The sequence below is a fragment of the Paenibacillus sp. JT22N1 genome (genome assembly GCF_059692155.1).
In genome coordinates, this window is record NZ_JCAUAW010000009.1 from 85859 (window position 1) to 105522 (window position 19664).

Genomic DNA, 19664 nt, shown 5'->3' on the forward strand with positions numbered 1-19664 from the left:
CTTCCATGCCATTAAATTTACAAAATTGATTTAGGCTCGCCCCTCCACTTCTTTACATACTTCACAAATAACTAAAAGATATTTAATTATTCGAGAAGTAAATAAAAATTACCACCCAAAAAGTAGCAGCTTTTATTTGAATGCTGTACCATTTTAAAAATAAAAAACCTGAACTCCTTATTTCCCAAGGAGTTCAGGTCTTATAAACACTATACAACTTCATTCAACCGCCCATCCCGAAACCACACAATCCGCTTCGCCTGCTGCGCAATCAATAAGTCATGTGTAATCAAAATAATCGTCCGACCCTGTGCATGTATGCTTCCTAGCTATTTTTGAACCCAGCTGTATGGATAATTCTGATCCTCTAACTGTGCAGCTTCTTTCACCACACGTAATGGACGGAAGGTATCAATCATAACCGCTAACTCTAAAGTCTCTTTCTTACCGATGCTGGCTTCAATTTTACCCGGATGAGGTCCATGAGGAATCCCTGACGGATGCAAGGTAATCGAGCCTTCCTCAACGCCCTTGCGGCTCATAAAATTGCCCTCGACGTAGTAGAGCACTTCATCGCTGTCAACATTGTTATGATAATACGGAGACGGAATAGATTCCGGATGGTAATCAAACAATCTTGGAACAAACGAGCAAACGACAAAGTTATTCCCTTCGAACGTTTGGTGAATGGGCGGAGGCATGTGAATTCGTCCTGTAATCGGTTCGAAGTCCCCAATGTTGAAAACATAAGGGTACAAATAGCCATCCCAACCTACAACGTTCAATGGATGATGATTGTAGATATGGGAGTGCAAATACCCTCTGGTTTTGGTTCTTACCTCATATTCGCCTGTATCTGTATGTGTTTCCAATGTTTCAGGCAGCCGAATATCTCTTTCACAGAAAGGGCTATGCTCTAGAAGCTGTCCATGCTCATTCCGATAGCGCTTTGGTGTGCTAATCCAACTATTCGTTTCTACGTTCAAAAATTTAGAATCACCCGGCTCAGGAACGATCCGATAAATTGTGCCCACCGGAATCACGATGTAATCCCCTGGACGGTAGCTGAGTGTGCCAAATATCGTCTCAACTTTGCCCGTCCCCCGATGAACAAACAACAATTCATCCCCGTCCCCATTGCGATAATAATAATCCATGGTTTGCGTAGGATTGGAAACGGATATTAATATATCTTCATTTCCAAGCAAGTAGTGCCTGCCGTTTACCGCATCTCCCGTATCTACGTACTGTCCAGCCAGGAAGTGCCTGTATGTCAAAGCTCCTTGTTCTTCAAACTCTATCTTAAAGGGTGCATAGATATCGGCCTTTACGATATCTGTCGGAGCGGAATGATGATAAAGAATAGACTGTATACCCGAAAATCCCTTTGTACCCATGACCTGTTCCCGGTACAAGGAGCCATCTTGTTTCCTGAACTGCGTATGTCTTTTCTTGGGAATCTCACCCATACGGTGATAAAAAGGCATATGATCATCCTCCTTAGGTTCACTTGGGGCCCCCCCAAAGTAATCGGAATATGCTCCAGAGCTTGTCGTCACTTTATGGGGTAATTTGCCGGCAGCACACGACCGGTTACCTCTCCGAAACCGACTCTGTAGCCGTCTCCCTGACACCAGCCGGTGAGCGTTAAACAGTCGCCATCCTCCAGCCAAACACGATCATCGCCATTCTCCAATTGTAGCGGCTCAGTTCCACGCCATGTCAATTCCAACATGCAGCCTCGAGACTCCTTCACAGGGCCGCTAATTGTTCCGGAAGCCAACAAATCCCCGGGACGTAAATTACAGCCGCTTATCGTATGATGAGCAATCTGTTGTGCCATCGTCCAATACAAATAGCGGAAGTTACTGACCGAGATGCGGTCCGGTCGCTTCATGGACTCACTCTGCAAATAAACCTCTAATTGGATATTAAAAGATCCCAGGCTGTTCTGCCGCAAATAGGGAAGTGGTTCCGGATCTTGCTTCGGGGCAGGAACGCGGAATGGCTCCAATGCTTCAAGAGGCACGACCCATGGCGATATAGAGGTAGCGAAATTTTTAGCCAGGAAAGGTCCTAGCGGCTGGTATTCCCATGATTGAATATCCCGCGCGCTCCAATCATTTACGAGTACAAGCCCAAATATATAATCTTCGGCTTCTTCAACAGAAACCGGCAAACCTTGCTCATTCCCTGTTCCTATCAGACAGCCCACTTCCAATTCGAAGTCCAGCTGACGGCTTGAGCCAAAGATAGGCGCAGCCGAGTCCGCCGGCTTCATCTGCCCTTGCGGGCGACGAACCTCCGATCCGCTGATAACTACGGAGCTGGCTCTCCCGTGATAACCCACAGGCAGATGCAGCCAATTCGGCATAAGCGCATTTTCCTTACCGCGGAACATGATGCCAACATTAGTTGCATGGTCTCTTGAAGCATAGAAGTCCGTATAATCGCCAATCTCTGCAGGCAGCAGCATCTCTACATCGTTTTGAAAATAAAAGGCGATGGCTCGCAGTTCTTCATTATCGCGTAAAGTCGGTTCTTCGGCATCTAACAGTCGCTGGATGGCCCACCGAAGTTCCTTCCAAACTGGACGGCTAAGAGACATTAGCGCATTCAACGACGGTTGACTAAATATGTTTTTACCAGACACTGCCGTCTGGTCAAAACAGCCGGCAGTGTCTAACACGGCCAGATCCAGCACATACTTTCCGATCGCAACGCCGATTCGCGGTAGTCCGCCTTTTAGGGGGCGAAATACACCATATGGCAGGTTTTGTATAGGAAAATGCGAATCCGGCTCCACTTGTATAAAAGAACGGACCATGGTTTAACTCCTCTGCTCCAGTAATTGAAATTCTCGCATCTCGTCACGCGGTTCATCGAAGCTGCAGCTCCCATAAGAGCATACTCCCTCATTGCGATAGGCCTGGATTTCAAAAGAAGTCATAGAGAGATGCCTCCAATGCAAGCCGTCATTTGAAAATTTGAAGCTTTCCGGAAGCTCGTCTTCAAGGATTTCCGCAATATTTTGAATCTCCAACTTGTACGAGTAAGCCAGTAATCCCGCAAAAAACACATTAAGAAATCCATGCATCTTCGTCTTAACTTCATTGCGGTACATGCGAACAGGATGATGCAGCCCTGCTGTAAATTTCAATGAGAGCTCTCTGTCCCTGCACCCTGCCAGTACAAGGGCAACCTGATTGGCTGTAGGGAATGCTTCGGCTGTAATGCCTCCGGTTCTTAGTTTAATACCAAAACTCAACCCACTTGTTTCATTATATGCAGCAATTTCATCCAAAGCAGCGATCATTCTTGATTCCCATTCCTCATTTAACACATATGTCAATTCGCAGAATGTCTGCAACCCGAGCTTAGAGGTCTCTCTTCCGATCGCCTCCAGAAGATGAGCTTGTAACGGAATCGGCGGCAGCGGTAAATCGAGCACATCAATCTGGGCTACTGCTTGAAATTGATCTCCGAACGATTGAATCTTCTCAAGGCTCTCCGCCAACAGTTCCTTACATTCATCAGCATCGCTGCTTCGATCTCCAATGACCGACAGCATAAGTGGACGATCTCTCGAAAACAATGGCATATAAGGGACTAGTTCTTGCAACCTTGAGACAGGGATAATAAATTTGCCTATCATCCAGCTATCTTGATCGAGACTATATGCTTGGTAATTCCGGATTGCTGCTTCAATCGGCAGCCCTGCCGGAGGAAAAAGCCCCGCATAATCAATTAGCTTCTCCATGAAAAGCCGAACGCTCTGGTACATCGCCGCACCTCCTTTCATCCGCAACTAAAAATCAAGATTATAGATTCCCACGGCGGGCCTGTTCTCTTTCAATCGATTCAAACAACGCTTTGAAATTCCCTTCTCCGAAACCTCTCGATCCTTTGCGCTGGATGATCTCAAAGAATAAAGTAGGACGGTCTACGACAGGCTTTGTAAAAATTTGCAATAAATATCCTTCATCATCACGATCAACCAGAATCTTATTTTCGTGAAGCTTTTGAATGTCTTCATCGATCGTACCTACCCGAGCGGAAAGCATTTCATAGTAGGCATCCGGAGTGTCGAGAAATTCTACGCCATTAGCGCGAAGCTTATGCACGGTATGCACGATATCGTTTGTCAGGATCGCTACATGCTGAACGCCCGCGCCTTTATAAAATTCAAGAAACTCTTCAATCTGCGATTTGCGCTTTCCGGTTGCCGGTTCGTTCAGAGGGAATTTAATTCGTCCTCCGTTATGCATGACTTTCGACATGAGCGCCGAGTACTCCGTACTGATATCCTTATCATCAAAGTGAATCATTTGTGTAAATCCCATAACGTTTTCGTAATAGGAAACCCACTCTTCCATCTGTTCCACATTTCCAACAACATGATCGACGCCAATCAGGCCCGCTTCCTCATAAGGAATCATGTGATCAACCTGATGATAACCAGGCATAAAAATCCCCTTGTAATTCTTTCTATCTACGAGTGTATGCACCGTATCGCCGTAAGTTCCTATCGTTGCTTTTGTGATTGTACCGTTTTCATCCGTTAATACTTGCGGCTCCTGAATCGGGATACCCCCCCTTGAGATAGCCTCCATGTAAGCCTTTTCAACGTCTTCTAGACGAAGTGCAATGTCTTTTACTCCTTCGCCATGCTTTTTCACAAAATCGCTGATCGGATGATCATCTTTCAAAGAACCGGACACGACAAACCGGGTTTTCTTCTGTTCCAGCACATAGGAAACTCTATCCCGCTGTCCAGTTTCCAACCCTGCATAAGCAACAATCTTAAATCCGAAAGCTCTGCACAAAAAGTAGCTTGTTTGCTTGGCATTTCCAACATAAAATTCAACATAATCAAAGTCATGAATCGGGAAGAAATCCTGCTGCTTTCCGTTATTCTTCGAAGCTCCCTTTTTCATAATTTTCACAGCCTCCTTGGGAATAATATCCTTTTCCCACATTTTGAGTATAGTGCGATTCAAAAAATCCTGCAAAAACACACGACAGAGTATACCCGTATCGACGCACATCCGCTTTAACCTGTTAAAATGCTTGCAGAGTGCTCCAAAATTCAAACTTCAATTTCTACACCTTTTTTCGTCCTCCTAAAGCATATGATTTTGCCGTTCAAGATGACAAACTTCTATGTTATTGGATCTTTAACGATAGTACCCATTGTTGGCATGAAAGCTGTAATATAAAGTTGATCTTTACAATTGATTATCCTCTTGAAAACAGGGTAACGACAGGATAAGATTTTAGATAAAAGTAGTCAGGGAGGCCAATATGATGAATTTTATATTTTTCTCGCCACATTTTCCAAAGTACTGTATGGAATTTTGCTATCACTTAAAAAAATGTGGAATAAATGTACTCGGAATCGGCGATGCAGATTATTACTCTCTGAACGAAAAGCTTAAACATTCTCTTACAGAATATAAAAAGATCAATAACATGGAAAATTTCGATGAGGTTCTACGAGCGGTCGGTTACTATACCCATAAATATGGTAGAATAGATCGCTTTGAATCGCTTAATGAACATTGGCTGGAGCTCGAGGCGCAAATCCGTACAGATTTTAATATTTATGGGACAAAGCTCGATTTTATTTACAATCTGAAGCATAAATCGAAAATGGAAAAGTTTTTTAATAAGAGCGGCGTGAACACGATACGCTCCATAACGAGTGTTGATCGGGTGAAAGCAAAGAAATTTGTCACGAAAGTGGGGTATCCCATCGTCGTAAAACCGAATCAAGGCTCAGGAGCGAATATGACTTATAAAATTACCAATGATTTTGAGTTGGAGCATTTCTTAAAAAATAAGCCGTCTGAAGTCGATTTTATTATGCAAGAGTTTATTGATGGTATAATTCAAACCTATGACGGGCTTGTGGACAAGAATGGTAAGATCGTATTCGCTGCAAGTCACGAATTTCCTCATAGTATTATGGAAGCAGTCAATTCAGGAAATCATCTCAATTATTTTTGTTTAAAAGAAATGAGTGAGGAAATTGAAGAAGCCGGAAGTAAGATCATCAATGCTTATGGGATCAAGGAACGTTTTTTTCATATCGAGTTTTTCAAATCCAATGTAGATGGAAAAATTATTGCGCTTGAAGTAAATATGAGGCCGCCCGGCACTTGGATGACAGATGCGATTAATTACACATTCGATATAGATATCTATAAACAATGGGCGAATATGGTTGTGCACAATCAGGTTGAAGGGCCTTATGTTGGAAAGTACTATACCGGGTTTGCTAGCCGTAAAAACCATCTCAAATACGTGCATGGGCATGACGAGATCATGCATAAATTTCGGGAAAAAATGGTTAATCACGATAGGATCAAAGGTTTACAAAGTCAGTCAAGGGGGAATTATGCGTATCAATTTCGCTCTAAGAGACTAGATGAAGTGAAAGAAATCGTTGATTATATTCATGCCATGGAAACATGATGAAGAGGTGACTTAATGAAAGTAACCTATCAAAAAAAATACAGCAATAGTTTACATAGAGATATGGAATACAAAACCTATGGACATCAAGGAAAACCTTTGCTCGTGTTCCCAACCTCCTGCGGACGATTTTTTCAATATGAAGAGAACGGAATGATCGACGCTTTAGAAAGTTTTATTACTCAAGGTCAAATTCAAGTATGGACTTGCGACGGTATTGATGAAGAAACTTTTTATGCGAATAACTTGAGAATTGAAGAAAAAATCAACGGCCATGACAAATATGATAAATACGTGAAAGAAGAACTCATTCCAACCATTCTTCAGCAAAGTAAAGAGAACAATGGGGGGCGCGATCATAAAATTTTAGTGACTGGATGTTCGATGGGTGCTTATCACAGCGCCAATTTTTTCTTTCGGCATCCGCAATATTTTGATAGTTTAATTGCTTTAAGTGGTTTGTATTCGACAAATCGTTTTTTTGGAGATTATATGAATTTGACGGTTTATTATCATTCGCCTCTGCATTATTTAAAAAACTTAGATGAAGATTATTATCTGAATCAATATAGGAATAGCAAAATCATTATTTGCACAGGACAAGGCGCCTATGAGGATTTAATGAGGTCGGAGACTCAGAAACTCAAAGAAGTATTACAGGAGAAAAATGTCCCAGCATGTGTAGAATTTTGGGGATATGATGTAAATCATGATTGGTATTGGTGGAGGAAGCAAATCAGCTATTATGTAAATCATTGTTTATAAAACCGGAATTGATTCAACAGAAATCAAATTAAATCATCGTTTTGCACCACGTTTAGTTGCTCCAAGCTTGGCTAGGCGTGATAGATGACAAAAAGCTGGAAGGAACCTTCCTCTTCCAGCTTTCCGTGTGAAATTCTATCCTATTTGTTCGCTTGGTTGTATTTTACAATCGCTTTCGTGCCGTTTTCCGCCGCAGTATCTAAGGCATCCTGAGGTGTTTTCTTGCCGTTTAACGCTTCCTCTATAGCTGTTTTAACAAGCTCCCGCTGCTCTTGAAACACCCCGATTACAGCACCTTGGGAATTGTAGGTCGATTTTGTTTGATGAAGTTGATCAATTGCTGTTTTAAATTGCGGATATTTTACGATATTATCTTTAACTATTTGCTCGTCATATGCCTTCTTTGTTATCGGGAAATAACCGGAGCTAACGGACCAATAAGCCTGAACTTTAGTGGATGACAAGTATTTCATAAACTCCCAAGTCGCATTTTGCTCGTCTTGAGATTTATTGTTCAAGATCCAGTTACTTGCCCCGCCAATAGCCACTCCTCCATCTTTTGAAGAACTTTCGGGTTTTGGCAAAAAGCCGGTTCCTACTTCAAATTTACCTTTCGCCGAATCAACAACGCCACGAAGAGCGCCAGTCGAAGTTATATAGATAGCAGTTTGTCCCGCTAAAAAGGCTTTTTTAGCATCATCGCCCGTTCTGCCGAAATTCAGCGCACTTTTATCATCAACCATACTCTTCCACCATGTCAGCGTCTTAACACCTGCTTCTTTATTCAAGTAGGATTCTGTAGCGAGCGCCGTACGGCCATTGCTGTTGTTTACATATTCTTCTCCTTGTCTTGCAAAGGACTGTTCCATTAACCAAGGTTCAATATAAAAGCTGAAGCCGGCAACTCCATTCTTGGTGAGCGTTTTGGCCGCTTTTGTTACTTCTTCAAACGTTGCCGGCGGTTTTTCCGGGTCTAGGCCTGCCGCTTTAAATAAATCCTTGTTATAGTACAAAATAGGATTTGAGGTGTTAAACGGCATCGAATTGAGTTTGTTATTGATTGTGTAATAATTCAAGATGTGTTCTTCGAACTGGGAAATATCAAATTTGTCTTTTTCGATAAAGGTTTGCACGGGTGAAATAGCCTTGGAATCAATCATGTAACGGGTATTTACATCGTTTACCATAACTAGGGAGGGTCCGCTTTTCGAATCGAAGGACGCCTTCATTTTAGTCAGCAATTCGTCGTAGCTCCCTTGGAACGATGCCTTTACGATAATTTTTGATTGTGAGGCATTATAATCACTTACTATTTGATCGATTGCCTTACCGTTATCTCCTCCCATCGCATGCCACCAGGTGATGGAGATTGGAGCGGTGCTTGCAGGAATGGCGGCTGTTTCTTTCGTCGGTTGAGTTGCTGCAGTATTTGGAGACTTTGTTGACGTTCCGCAGCCTTGAACGAACAGCATGGCAAGTATAAGCGAAATGGATAAAGAGGCTTTCACTTTTAATTGTTTCATTGGATTATTCTCTCCCTTAAATGGTTGGATGATTTTTATATGAAACCGAGAATCTCGGGTATTTTAGCCTTTGAGTGCGCCTAGTGTAATATTGCCGACGAGCTGTTTTAATCCGAATACCAGCATCAATAATGGAGGGAGCATCATCAGTGACACACCCGCCAAGATCAAATTCCATGAGTTGAATTCTTCGGATTTCAACATCGTAACTCCGATTTGCACGGTTCGCATGGTCGGTTCATTGGTAACTAATAAAGGCCAAAGATAACTATTCCACGCCCCAATAAAGCTGTATACCGTCAATGTCGCCATAGCGGAACGGGATAGTGGGAGCACAATATTCAAAAACATTCTAAAATGCCCATATCCGTCCATTTTTGCCGCTTCAAAGATTTCCCGGGGCAGTTGCAAGAAGAACTGCCTCAATAAAAATGTACCAAACCCGGTTGCCATAAACGGCACGATCAGCCCCCAATAAGAATCAATCCATCCCCAACTGCGCATCGTCAGAAAGTTAGGAATCATCGTCACTTCCCACGGGATCATCATCGTTGCCAAAAACAATGAGAAAATAACGTTTTTGCCTGGAAACCGGACAAAAGCGAAGGCATAAGCCGCCAGACTTGCAGTAAGCAAATGCCCTCCTGTAATCGCTAAAGAGACGATGGAGCTGTTAAGCATGAATTGGGCGACAGTCACAAAAGCAAACACAGATTTGAAGTTTTCCAGGTAAAAGCTTGACGGCAGCTGAGCCGGAGGAAAGGAATCAATCTCCTTCGCTGTCATCAAAGAGGCTGAGAAGGAATAGAACACAGGATAAATCATGACCAAAGACAATAGGGTAAGTACAATAAATATGGCTGCATCCTTCATTTTCATATTCATGTATAATGCACTTTCCTTTCCCCTAGTCGGAACTGTACTAGCGTAAATACAAGAAGAATCAGGAATAGCACAATCGCTTGAGCACTTCCGGTGCCGAATCGATAATTGATAAAGGCTTCCTGATACAAATCATAGACAACTACATTCGTTGAACCCAAAGGACCGCCTTCGGTTAAAATCTTGATTTGAGCAAAACTCTGAAGTGCGTTTATCACGGATATAATGCTTATAAAGAACAAGGTGGGCGATAATAATGGCAAGGTAATTTTGAAAAACATGGAGAGCGATCCTGCCCCATCTATTTTGGCGCTTTCGTACATATCTTCTTGAATACCTTTGACCCCGCTCAGGATGACAAGGTATACAAAACCAATATTTAACCAAACCGTCATAATTGAAATAGATATCAGCGCGTAAGCAGGATCTGTTAACCATCCGACTGGGGGTATACCAACTAAACCTACGAAATAGTTCAACATACCAGCGGAAGGATGGAATAAAATTTTCCAAATGACAGATGCTATACCAACCGGCATCGCAATCGAAATCGAAAATATGAATTGAAAAAACAAATTGTACACATTCTTTTTTTGAGTCAAGACGGCAAGCAGTAAAGAAATGATTATCGTTGTTGGTATTGTCAACAGAGCAAACATCAACGAGATTTTTAAACTCTGATAAAAATGCTCGGAACTGAGTAATTCAATAAAATTCGAGAGTCCAACAAACTCGGTGATCTTCCCACGTGCATTCGTGCTATGCAAGCTTAAATAGATCGACATGAACAACGGATAAAATAAAAAGATGCTAAAGCCTAATAATGATGGCAGTAAAAATCCATATCCGACCGCTGCTTCTTTAAATGCTTTTAATCGCTTGATCAAAACTTTGAAGCCTCCCTATTAAATCGAGTAACTGACTATATTGCGCATCTTTTCCTCACTGTTTATTGAAATAATCGCATAACTCTTGCGGATAATCCGTTTGAATCATATTGACCCCGCGACTGATATGCCAGCCCCATCCCATTGGCGGATTTACGAACGATACTTCATCCGAATGCCCTCCGCATAAAGAGTCCCACATCGTATTGGTCCAAATTCTGCACTTTCCCTTTAAATGCTGAAGTGTTTCTGTAGAAATGATGCTGCTATCATCTTGAAGGAATGATAACTCAAACGCTTTAGGTTTTATCCTCGTAAGAATCTGATCCAATTGACCCAATAAATGTTGATTTGACTCATCAATAATCTGCATATATTCCGGGCACTCGGTTTTGTTCGTTAAGAATTCCTCAACTTCATCAATTTCTGCTGAACTCTTGAATAATGCTTGTCTCACTGTTCCCGTATTAACAAGGATCTGGTAAACTTCTTCGCGTATGTGCCAACATTTATCTAAATTCACCATGACTTTATGTTTTATCAATAACAATACTTCTTCGAGTGTAGGAATTACTTCGCTTGTGAGGTGAGAATTCTCTCCGCCTTCACCTTGTTTGAGACGAAGCGCGCGAACTTCTTCAAATGTGAGATCCGTAATCTTACCGGAGCCATTCGTCATACGATCGACCGTATCATCGTGTATTAGAACTAATTTGCCATCTTTCGTCATTTGAACATCGATTTCAATCATATCTATACCTGAATTCATTGAAAATTGAATGGCTTTAAGAGAATTTTCTGGAGCCTGCTTCCAGTTTCCTCGATGAGCAACTGTTAATACCCTGCCATTAGGATCTAGATAATCAGAGTAAATTTGTTCGAAGGACGATTGGGTACTATTTTCCAAGTTCGTACCTCTTAGTGACTGGATTATTTGTTCATGAATGCAAATGCTTGCTGCAGCAACTCCACCTTTGTATACCATGTCAATGTCATTTCCATCCAAATCTGAAAACTTACCGCCAATTTCCTCCAAAATAATTCGGCTTGCAGCATAATCCCACGCATTCACAAAATATTGGGCAAAACCGCCTAAGGTACCCGTGGCCATTTCACACAACTCTATCGTTGTTGCTCCGTAAACCCTTACGCCTCGAACTTGGGTAGCTAACTTGTACAATTGTTGCCATTGTTTCATTTCCTCCATGTCTTTCCATGGTGTATTAATAGCAACCAGCTCATCTTCGAGTAAGCTGCTTTTATTAATAGAATCAAGCTTTGTATCATTCAAGAAAGCTCCGCTGCCTTTTTGAGCACGGTATAACTTCCCTGCCATCACATCGTAAACAATACCGAATACTCCCTGATTGTTGTTACAGAAGGCTACCGAAATGGCGAAATCTTTTTTGCGATTAATAAAATTACTCGTCCCATCAATAGAATCAATGATCCATAAATAAGTACTGTCTGAAACCTGATTTCCGACGTTTTCCTCGCCCAAAATATTGTGAAGCGGATAATTCTCCATAATTTTGTTCACAAAGTACGTTTCTATCTCACGATCTACCGCTGTCACGAGATCGGAATGGTTCGTTTTATGCTTAACATCAATACTTTCCTTCATTCGTTTCTTAATCATTTCGCCTGCTTCCACTACCCAATCGATTGCCATCTGATAAGTTTCGTTTTCCACTTGCATGATTTGCCAGCTCCTTGATCGATCATTTAATCATTTGTTCACCGATACATATTTGGTAAATAAATAATCTTATTTATAGTGTATAATTTACTATATAAGTGTAAATTTAAATCATTTATTATATTAATATTAAGTAAATCTAGGTATTCCCACTTCCAAATTATAGTTTTTGGCGTATAATTAGTTATAATATAACTAAAACTATTACTAATTATTTTAGGAGGTTAACCCTTTTGGTTACCATTAAAGATATTGCCCAGCAAGCTAATGTTTCGACTACTACCGTTTCACGGGTGCTGAACAACGATCAATCCTTTAACGTCTCTGACAAGACCAGAAACAAAGTGATGGAAGTTGCCAAGCAAATGGGATACAAGACGGTTGTGGAACGGTACAATAAGAAATATTATCGGCTGGCCCTGGTATACAAACCCGCCATATTTTACAACCATTTGGAAAATGATTTTCATTTCTCTATCCGCAGTGGCATCGATAAAATTTGTTCACAGTACGAAATCGATATCGTCAACGTATTTAATGCTTCAAACGTCGCCTTCGAAAATTTACACGGGGCTATCATACAGGGAAACTATACGAATGAAGAGATTAAGGATATGGTAGCTTCGCTCCACACGGATCATATTCTGATCATCGGCAGATGTCCTGACGATAACAAATATGACTCCGTTTGGTTCGATACGAAGCGAGCCATCCATTCAGCGCTAAATTATCTCACGGAGCTTGGGCATCATGACATTGGTTACATTGGAAGTTATGAAAGCGTGGATATCGATATGGAAGAGCGAAGAGATCAAATCTTTCTACGATATATGTCGAAATTCCCTGAATTTAATAGTACGAGGATGTACATTGACGAGAACAGTCTTAAGAACGGATACAAATTAATGGAACGAGCGATGAATGATGGTCCGCTGCCTTCAGCCTTTTTTATAGCTAACGATCCACTTGCGATTGGGGCGCTAGACTTCCTGAAGGAGAAGAACATCCCGATTCCCGAGACGTTCAGCATTGTAAGTTTTGATGGCCACCAAATGACGCGATATACTACCCCTGCGTTGACTACCGTACAAATCCCCACGGAATATATGGGTAGGGTCGCTGTACAGACGCTAATTGAAAAAATTGAGGAAGTTCGCAGTTTAACCAAAAAAGTTTTAGTTCCGACAGAGTTGAAAATTCGCGAAAGCTCTAAATAATTTCTTACTAAACTTTTTAAAGTGGACTGTGTCCCTATTTTATTATGAATAATCTACTCACTCTAATGGAACCTCGATATATACTACGAAGTCCACCATATCTTACCTCGCGCATATGGTGGGACAAACACATACAGCAAACTAATCCTATTCCAAATTGCTTTCATTATATTATTTGCAGATACCTAGGCGATGTTTTGTTCATTGATTCCGATAGAATGAGAGCTAATCGTAGTGATTACTTATTTTGGTTTGAATCAGGTAATAAGATTGAGAATTCGTTGAATTTAGCTATTAATTTTCGAACATGGTTAGATCGGATCATTGTATGTCAAGGTGATAAATTTTGGTTATGGAGAGATGATTATTGAGTCGAGTCTCTATTTTGAAGAGACTCTTTTTATTTAGATATACATATAACTGTCCTATATATCATGAGTTTCATTGGGATTTTCCTTAAATCTCGACCTCAGGCCAAAGAGGTGAATGCACATACTTAAATGAAATTCTTTATTTAGAAAAAGAGTAACTATAGAGTACCTTAAGATTCCTGGACGGATTAGTCTAGTAAATCAACCTCAATGACCCCTAAATCTAGTATTCATTAATTCCTAGTTAATGGACTATCTGTCTTTCCCAAAACCGCATAAACCGCTTCGCCTTCTTCGCTACCTGCCAATAATGCGTAATCAAGATTACCGTACGTACATAGGAGCGACTGATATCTAGCTCCTTCGCAATTTCCCGCTGCGTCCGCTCTTCCCTACCGAGCTCTAGCCCAAACCGCCCGACTACGACTTCTTTCTCACGTTCGTCCAATATCTCTAAATTCCGATAGATTTTGCTCTTCTCTATTTTGAGCTGCACCTTATCCACCACGTCATCGGCTTCCGTACCGAGAATGTCGATGAGCGTTATTTCATTCCCCTCTTTGTCCGTTCCGACGGAATCATGCAAGGACACATCTTTGCGTGTTTTCTTCAAAGAGCGCAGATGCATCAAGATCTCATTCTCGATACAACGTGCTGCAAAAGTCGCCAGCTTTGTCCCTTTGTTTGGGGAAAAGGATTCGATAACTTTGATCAATCCAATCGTCCCGATCGAGATCAAATCTTCCAAATCTTCTCCTGTGTTGTCGAATTTTTTGAGGTTGTGTACTTGAAGCAACGTAATTTCGGGTAACAAATTACAGAAGAACTCCATACTCGGAAATAGTAGGGCTTATTCTTAATTTATCCTTATAAAAAATTCAGATAAGCTTTATTTTTTCCTAAGATTTTATAAGTATCATTGAAGATATTAAACAAAGAAGGAGTGAATGATTATGAGCTTCGATACGCTGCTATACATGATTCAACATTTTGGCTACGCGGCTTTATTTTTTGCTCTATGGCTAGGCATAGCGGGTATGCCGATACCCGACGAGGTCGTAGTTATGACGGGTGGCGCTGTAACGGCTAACGGCACCTTGCAGATCTTTCCTGCGTTTCTGCTGACGTACTTTGGAGTAATATCCGGATTATCTTTAGGTTATGTGCTGGGTCGATTTGTCGGTTTACCTATTTTAGATAAGCTGCGTCGAAAGAAAAAATTCGAGAAATACTTCACCTTTTCAGAAAATTTGATACGAAAGTATGGCAGCTTTGCACTTTGCATCAGTTACTTTTTCCCAGTTGTCAGACACGTCATGCCTTATCTGGTTGGGATGAATAAAATGAGCTTTAGGCGTTATGCTCTTTTCTCTTTTACGACAGGCTTTGTTTGGACGCTATTCTTTTTTACGGCGGGACGTTTTGTGGGGGATCATGTACAAGAAATAGGAAATATAATCTATACTTACGGAATACGATTGTTGTGGATTCCTTTCGCAATAGCTCTAGTCGCTATGCTTATTCGATTGTTTTTTCGACATAAAAAAGTTATTAGAGGGGGGATGGAAGATTGAACATGACGATATTAGTTGCTGATGATGACCGGGAAATTCGCAACGTCATTCAGATTTATCTTCGGAATGAAGGATATCATGTTATCGAAGCGGAAGACGGGGTTCAGGCTTTAGAAATTCTTCAACAGGAGAACATTCATTTGATCATTCTGGATATCATGATGCCTAATTTGGATGGCATTCGCGCCTGTCTAAAAATCCGTGAGGAATCCAATATCCCTATTATTATGCTCTCGGCAAAAGGAGAAGATCTGGATAAAATCATGGGTCTTTCAACGGGGGCAGATGATTATATGACGAAACCGTTTAACCCTTTGGAGTTAATCGCGCGAGTAAAAGCCCAGTTCAGAAGGCAAAATTTCACGGCTAGCAATCCCGATGTGGATGACTCCGAAATATGTCTAGATGATTTGGTAATTAAAAAAGGCCAGCATAGCGTCATCGTACGTGGCCATGAAAAATCATTAACTCCCATTGAATTTGCCATACTGGAATTGTTAGCCACTCATCGTGGGCTAGTGTTTAATGTTGATAAAATATATCAAAGTGTATGGAAGGAACCAACCGCCTTTTATTCCGATAATACGGTTATGGTTCATATTCGCAATATCCGTGAGAAGCTTGAGATCAATCCAAGAGAACCGCAATATATTAAAACGGTCTGGGGAGTGGGATACAAGATTGAGAAATAAACTCTGGACCTACTTGAACGGCAAAAAAAGTATTCGTGGCCAAATGTTGTGGGCTTTTGTTTTCAGCCTGATACTGGCCACTTTCATGAGCACAATCGTAACCATCTACCGCCCGCAATCAGGATATATTTATAAGTTTTTTCCCTTAGGCGCCTTTATCTTCTCCTTCTTCCTCAGCTTCGTATTATTGACTCGCCATATCGTTCGTTACTTTAAGGCAATTACGGATGGATTGAAATCGATGTCCAATGGAAATTGGAGTTACCGGCTTCCCTTATCCAGACAGGATGAGTTGGGGCTTGTAGCGCAAAACATCAATGATATGGCAGAACAATTGCAAATCCAAATGGAACGAGAACGACAATTGGAAAAATCAAAAATGGAGCTAATCACCTATGTTTCGCATGATTTAAGAACACCGCTAACCAGCATTATCGGCTATCTGGATTTATTGAAAACCCATGCTTTTCATGACGCAAAAGAGCAAGAAATGTTTATCGATCATGCGTTTAATAAAACCCAGCAGCTTAAGAGACTTATTGACGATTTGTTTGAATATACACGGCTTAGCGACCCTAATGTACGGTTATCTTTTCAAGAAGTCGATTTCAAGAGTTTATTGAAGCAAATGATCAATGAATTTGAGCCTGTTGCCAAAGAGCAGGAAATCTCAATAATAAAGGCTTTACCTTCTATACCTGTTATGGTTTATATGGATATTGAGAAGATGGTTAGAGCTATAGATAACTTATTAATGAATGCCTTGAAATTTTCCGTGAGACCCTCAGAGATTATGGTGCAGCTATTCGTTAAGGAAGACCGAATTACCTTATCTGTTGAGAACATGGGTAAACCCATTACCAGGGAGCAAGAGGAGCACTTGTTTGAAAGGTTCTATAAAATGGAGCCCTCCCGGAACGATAAAAATATGCCATCTGGCTTCGGTCTAGGTCTTTCTATTGCTAAAAATATTGTTGAGCTGCACGGCGGACGGATTTGGCTCGAACATCATCAAGGACATTATGCATTCTGCACAGAGTTTCCCTTGCATCCTTCCCTCATCTCTACCTTCGCCTTAACTACTCAAAATAACGATGAATAATGCACTTCCTGTTCCAATCAAGGTATGGCTTATCACATGATTGCACCAGAAAAACATCCGTTTTTCATGGCTCTGCAGCCTTTGCCAATAATTACTTTTCATATATACTTCCTCCATTTACACCATATTTTACCAAATCAAATAAAGGAGAATGAATGAAGGAATGAGCGGGATTCGTTCATCCAAAGCAGTCATCAAGCTTCTGGTGTTAGCACCTCCATGATTCAATACACCATAAAAGATATTCAATACAGGAATGCATAATATCCATAACAACGGTGCAAAAGTTCTAAGCTTAGTCTTCATGCTGTTTTGCAACCTTGGAAAATGCTCATCTTCCATGTTACTGCGCCTCCTTTTTGCGACAGACATATACGAAAGCCGGAGGTACATTTAATGGAACAAATGTAATTTTTTCAATTTCAAAATGTTGGCTCAGCTGCGTTCTCATCTGTAAAGAATATTGAAAAGCAATGAACAGACCCTCATCCTTAAGCGATATGAGGATTTGCTCCATAAGCTTATCTCGCATAGTTTGAGGAAAATTGGAAAATGGAAGCCCGCTAATAATGCAATCCAACTGTTCAATGGCTTCGCGGCGAACGGTTAACTGAAGGTTGTGGCAATCGGAATAGTTGGAAAATTCGGGATACTGTTGTTCTAATTCTTTTCGCATATAAGGATCTTTTTCAAACAGAAACACCTTGGTACTTCTACTTTTGGCTGCTTGAATATATTTGGTTATAGCACCTGTACCTGCGCCAAGCTCTGCAATGCTTTTTGTCTTATTCCATGGGATAGGCTCCATCATTTTCTGGGCGAGAAACTTTGAGCTTGGTGTTACACTTCCAATTTGTCTGGGCGAACGTAGAAATTTATATAGAAACAGAAGCTTTTCTTGCATCCTTACTTTAAAATTCATCATCCATGTATTCCCCCTTTTATTTCACACTTCTTATCCTATCTAAAAAATCTGAAGATAAAGTAGGGGTAATGATGAATTAATTCTAAAGATCCATTTCCAACATAATTTGCTCCGTCCCATGAATTCAATCAGCCATACAAGAATGAATAAATGAAAAAGCCATAACCAAAAGAAACCTTGATTAGACAGACAAAGTATCTAAACAACATTGTTGAGCAAGATATAAAAAAAATAACAAAATCGATGTTTAGGGCAGGCTGTTGATAATTCGTCTGCCCTCTCTGCTGTTCAATGGGTCAATAAAATATTTGGTCTTGCGGCATAGTTAATGTACAATTAGCGACCGCTCAATGCTGGCACCCTAATACAACGATTACATGAAAAGTTCAAAAAAATGAGAGTTCCACTCTAACTTCAGTTGTCTGTATAAGAGTAATTTAAAGATGAACCGTTATCTTCCTTTCACTTGCACTGACGATTGCATCCAACACCTCTTGGTTACGGTAGCCGTCCATAAAGCCTGGAAATCCCTCCGGAACGGAACCTTCCAGCATCGTTAGAAAATCTGCGTACTGTGAAACTCTACACCGCTTCGGTGCTTCGAGTACCGTCTTGGCGAGCTGGCCCGATTCTTCTGCACGGATCCAAATGAGCTGATCCGGCTCAAGTGTTGAAGCGTGAACGGTACCGTTGTCTCCATAGATAGACACCTCGTGCTGATTGCCCGATCCGATAGCATTACGTGTTGTCTGGAAGACGCCCATGACATCCCCTGTCATCCTCGCTTGGAAGCTCGCGAAGTCGTCAACTTCGATCTTAACCATCTTCCCTCTCGTGGGGTCCAGACGCTCGGGTATGATCGTGTGCAACTGCGCTGACAGCTCTTGGAATTCCCCGAAGAGGAATCGTGCCATATCGATCATATGGGAGCCAAGATCACCCAGCGTGCCTGTTCCTGTAATATCCTTATTAAACCGCCATACATAGGGGGTGTTGTACTGTGCCGCACCCCAGCCCTGCAAATACTGGATCGAGAAGCTGCGTATCGCACCCAGTTTCCCCTCGCGCGCGAGCTCCCGTGCATAACGGAAAGCGGGCGTATAGCGGTAGCTGAAGCCGATCATTGCCGGCACCGGATGCTGCTCGTACAGCTTCAACAGCGGCACGGCCTCCTCGAAGACACGTGTAAAAGGTTTCTCGGCCATGAACGGCTTGCGCGCCTGCAGGCACGCGCGGACGATGTCCGCATGGACGTGGTTAGGTGTTACGGCCACAACAGCATCGACGTCCGGATCTTCAATCAAACGCATATAATCGGCATATCGCTTTTCAACGGCGATATTGAGCTGATCCCCTACTTTGGTCAGCACCTCTGCCTCCACATCACTAGCCGCAATAAACTCAAAACGGCCTTCAGCGGTTAACCCCCGAATATGCGCTTGGGCCATACCACCCAAGCCGATCAAACCGATTCGAAACGTGTTCATGATTCTTTCTCTCCTCACATTCATTTGTTAATGATCTTAGTATACAGCCATAGCACAGATCTC

At 41.6% G+C, this 19664-nt stretch carries 18 protein-coding genes; 6 read left to right on the forward strand and 12 right to left on the reverse strand.

Going from position 1 to position 19664, the window contains the following annotated elements; translation table 11 throughout:
* Positions 1-329 precede the first annotated feature (329 nt).
* The 4 genes from AC58UU_RS18185 to hppD form a co-directional block, all read right to left on the reverse strand.
* A complete protein-coding gene (locus AC58UU_RS18185) occupies positions 330-1487 on the reverse strand; it encodes a homogentisate 1,2-dioxygenase (RefSeq protein ID WP_497317973.1) in 1158 nt (385 codons plus the stop codon).
* 68 nt (positions 1488-1555) lie between these two features.
* The gene (gene fahA, locus AC58UU_RS18190; protein ID WP_497317975.1) at positions 1556-2827 is read right to left on the reverse strand and encodes a fumarylacetoacetase; all 1272 of its coding nucleotides are present in this window, start codon (positions 2825-2827) and stop codon (positions 1556-1558) included.
* Positions 2828-2830: 3 nt separating this feature from the next.
* On the reverse strand, positions 2831-3784 hold the full coding sequence (locus AC58UU_RS18195; protein ID WP_497317977.1) for a hypothetical protein: 954 nt from the start codon (positions 3782-3784) through the stop codon (positions 2831-2833).
* A 37-nt stretch (positions 3785-3821) separates the two neighbouring features.
* Entirely contained in the window at positions 3822-4937 is a 1116-nt protein-coding gene (gene hppD, locus AC58UU_RS18200; protein ID WP_497317978.1) for a 4-hydroxyphenylpyruvate dioxygenase, read from the reverse strand.
* 535 nt (positions 4938-5472) lie between these two features.
* Here hppD and AC58UU_RS18205 point away from each other — a divergent pair.
* Entirely contained in the window at positions 5473-6477 is a 1005-nt protein-coding gene (locus AC58UU_RS18205) for an ATP-grasp domain-containing protein (RefSeq protein WP_497317980.1), read from the forward strand.
* A 15-nt stretch (positions 6478-6492) separates the two neighbouring features.
* Complete coding sequence (locus AC58UU_RS18210; RefSeq protein WP_497317982.1) at positions 6493-7242, forward strand: esterase family protein; 750 nt, start codon at positions 6493-6495, stop codon at positions 7240-7242.
* Between the two features lie 140 nt (positions 7243-7382).
* On the opposite strand, the gene AC58UU_RS18215 is transcribed toward AC58UU_RS18210, so the two are convergent.
* The 4 genes from AC58UU_RS18215 to AC58UU_RS18230 form a co-directional block, all read right to left on the reverse strand.
* Positions 7383-8765: an ABC transporter substrate-binding protein gene (locus tag AC58UU_RS18215; protein WP_497317984.1), complete on the reverse strand. Its 1383-nt coding sequence runs from the start codon at positions 8763-8765 to the stop codon at positions 7383-7385.
* 63 nt (positions 8766-8828) lie between these two features.
* Positions 8829-9650 (reverse strand): carbohydrate ABC transporter permease, encoded by an 822-nt coding sequence (locus AC58UU_RS18220; protein ID WP_497317985.1) that lies wholly within the window; start codon positions 9648-9650, stop codon positions 8829-8831.
* On the reverse strand, positions 9647-10534 hold the full coding sequence (locus AC58UU_RS18225) for a carbohydrate ABC transporter permease (protein ID WP_497317987.1): 888 nt from the start codon (positions 10532-10534) through the stop codon (positions 9647-9649). The genes AC58UU_RS18220 and AC58UU_RS18225 overlap by 4 nt, the downstream gene beginning before the upstream one ends.
* Before the next feature lie 55 nt (positions 10535-10589).
* Positions 10590-12233 (reverse strand): inositol monophosphatase family protein, encoded by a 1644-nt coding sequence (locus AC58UU_RS18230; RefSeq protein ID WP_497317989.1) that lies wholly within the window; start codon positions 12231-12233, stop codon positions 10590-10592.
* 233 nt (positions 12234-12466) lie between these two features.
* On the opposite strand from AC58UU_RS18230, the gene AC58UU_RS18235 reads away from it, so the two are divergent.
* Positions 12467-13450 (forward strand): LacI family DNA-binding transcriptional regulator, encoded by a 984-nt coding sequence (locus AC58UU_RS18235; RefSeq protein WP_497317991.1) that lies wholly within the window; start codon positions 12467-12469, stop codon positions 13448-13450.
* A gap of 615 nt (positions 13451-14065) precedes the next feature.
* Here the strand turns inward: AC58UU_RS18235 and AC58UU_RS18240 are convergent.
* The gene (locus AC58UU_RS18240; protein WP_497317993.1) at positions 14066-14653 is read right to left on the reverse strand and encodes a sigma-70 family RNA polymerase sigma factor; all 588 of its coding nucleotides are present in this window, start codon (positions 14651-14653) and stop codon (positions 14066-14068) included.
* A gap of 121 nt (positions 14654-14774) precedes the next feature.
* Here AC58UU_RS18240 and AC58UU_RS18245 point away from each other — a divergent pair, with 121 nt between their 5' ends.
* From AC58UU_RS18245 to AC58UU_RS18255, 3 genes are read left to right on the forward strand one after another with little or no spacing between them, the layout of a single operon-like run.
* The gene (locus AC58UU_RS18245; protein WP_497317995.1) at positions 14775-15395 is read left to right on the forward strand and encodes a DedA family protein; all 621 of its coding nucleotides are present in this window, start codon (positions 14775-14777) and stop codon (positions 15393-15395) included.
* A 2-nt stretch (positions 15396-15397) separates the two neighbouring features.
* The gene (locus AC58UU_RS18250) at positions 15398-16087 is read left to right on the forward strand and encodes a response regulator transcription factor (protein ID WP_497318300.1); all 690 of its coding nucleotides are present in this window, start codon (positions 15398-15400) and stop codon (positions 16085-16087) included.
* On the forward strand, positions 16077-17189 hold the full coding sequence (locus tag AC58UU_RS18255) for a HAMP domain-containing sensor histidine kinase (protein WP_497317997.1): 1113 nt from the start codon (positions 16077-16079) through the stop codon (positions 17187-17189). The genes AC58UU_RS18250 and AC58UU_RS18255 overlap by 11 nt, the downstream gene beginning before the upstream one ends.
* A gap of 129 nt (positions 17190-17318) precedes the next feature.
* Here AC58UU_RS18255 and AC58UU_RS18260 read toward each other — a convergent pair whose 3' ends face one another.
* The 3 genes from AC58UU_RS18260 to AC58UU_RS18270 form a co-directional block, all read right to left on the reverse strand.
* On the reverse strand, positions 17319-17531 hold the full coding sequence (locus AC58UU_RS18260; protein ID WP_497317999.1) for a hypothetical protein: 213 nt from the start codon (positions 17529-17531) through the stop codon (positions 17319-17321).
* Between the two features lies 1 nt (position 17532).
* Positions 17533-18114 carry a class I SAM-dependent methyltransferase gene (locus tag AC58UU_RS18265; protein ID WP_497318001.1) on the reverse strand — a complete coding sequence of 194 codons (582 nt, stop codon included), beginning with the start codon at positions 18112-18114 and terminating at the stop codon, positions 17533-17535.
* Between the two features lie 437 nt (positions 18115-18551).
* Complete coding sequence (locus AC58UU_RS18270; protein WP_497318003.1) at positions 18552-19619, reverse strand: Gfo/Idh/MocA family protein; 1068 nt, start codon at positions 19617-19619, stop codon at positions 18552-18554.
* Positions 19620-19664: the final 45 nt, after the last annotated feature.

What these genes read in the sequence shown, in the direction of transcription:
- AC58UU_RS18250 (WP_497318300.1), top strand. Translation starts at nt 15,398, where the DNA reads ATGACGATATTAGTTGCTGATGATGACCGGGAAATTCGCAACGTCATT.
- AC58UU_RS18245 (WP_497317995.1), top strand. Translation starts at nt 14,775, where the DNA reads ATGAGCTTCGATACGCTGCTATACATGATTCAACATTTTGGCTACGCG.
- fahA (WP_497317975.1), bottom strand. Translation starts at nt 2,827, where the DNA reads ATGGTCCGTTCTTTTATACAAGTGGAGCCGGATTCGCATTTTCCTATA.
- AC58UU_RS18230 (WP_497317989.1), bottom strand. Translation starts at nt 12,233, where the DNA reads ATGCAAGTGGAAAACGAAACTTATCAGATGGCAATCGATTGGGTAGTG.
- AC58UU_RS18215 (WP_497317984.1), bottom strand. Translation starts at nt 8,765, where the DNA reads ATGAAACAATTAAAAGTGAAAGCCTCTTTATCCATTTCGCTTATACTT.
- AC58UU_RS18220 (WP_497317985.1), bottom strand. Translation starts at nt 9,650, where the DNA reads ATGAATATGAAAATGAAGGATGCAGCCATATTTATTGTACTTACCCTA.
- AC58UU_RS18205 (WP_497317980.1), top strand. Translation starts at nt 5,473, where the DNA reads ATGGAAAATTTCGATGAGGTTCTACGAGCGGTCGGTTACTATACCCAT.
- hppD (WP_497317978.1), bottom strand. Translation starts at nt 4,937, where the DNA reads ATGAAAAAGGGAGCTTCGAAGAATAACGGAAAGCAGCAGGATTTCTTC.
- AC58UU_RS18210 (WP_497317982.1), top strand. Translation starts at nt 6,493, where the DNA reads ATGAAAGTAACCTATCAAAAAAAATACAGCAATAGTTTACATAGAGAT.
- AC58UU_RS18265 (WP_497318001.1), bottom strand. Translation starts at nt 18,114, where the DNA reads ATGATGAATTTTAAAGTAAGGATGCAAGAAAAGCTTCTGTTTCTATAT.
- AC58UU_RS18185 (WP_497317973.1), bottom strand. Translation starts at nt 1,487, where the DNA reads ATGCCTTTTTATCACCGTATGGGTGAGATTCCCAAGAAAAGACATACG.
- AC58UU_RS18240 (WP_497317993.1), bottom strand. Translation starts at nt 14,653, where the DNA reads ATGGAGTTCTTCTGTAATTTGTTACCCGAAATTACGTTGCTTCAAGTA.
- AC58UU_RS18260 (WP_497317999.1), bottom strand. Translation starts at nt 17,531, where the DNA reads ATGGAAGATGAGCATTTTCCAAGGTTGCAAAACAGCATGAAGACTAAG.
- AC58UU_RS18195 (WP_497317977.1), bottom strand. Translation starts at nt 3,784, where the DNA reads ATGTACCAGAGCGTTCGGCTTTTCATGGAGAAGCTAATTGATTATGCG.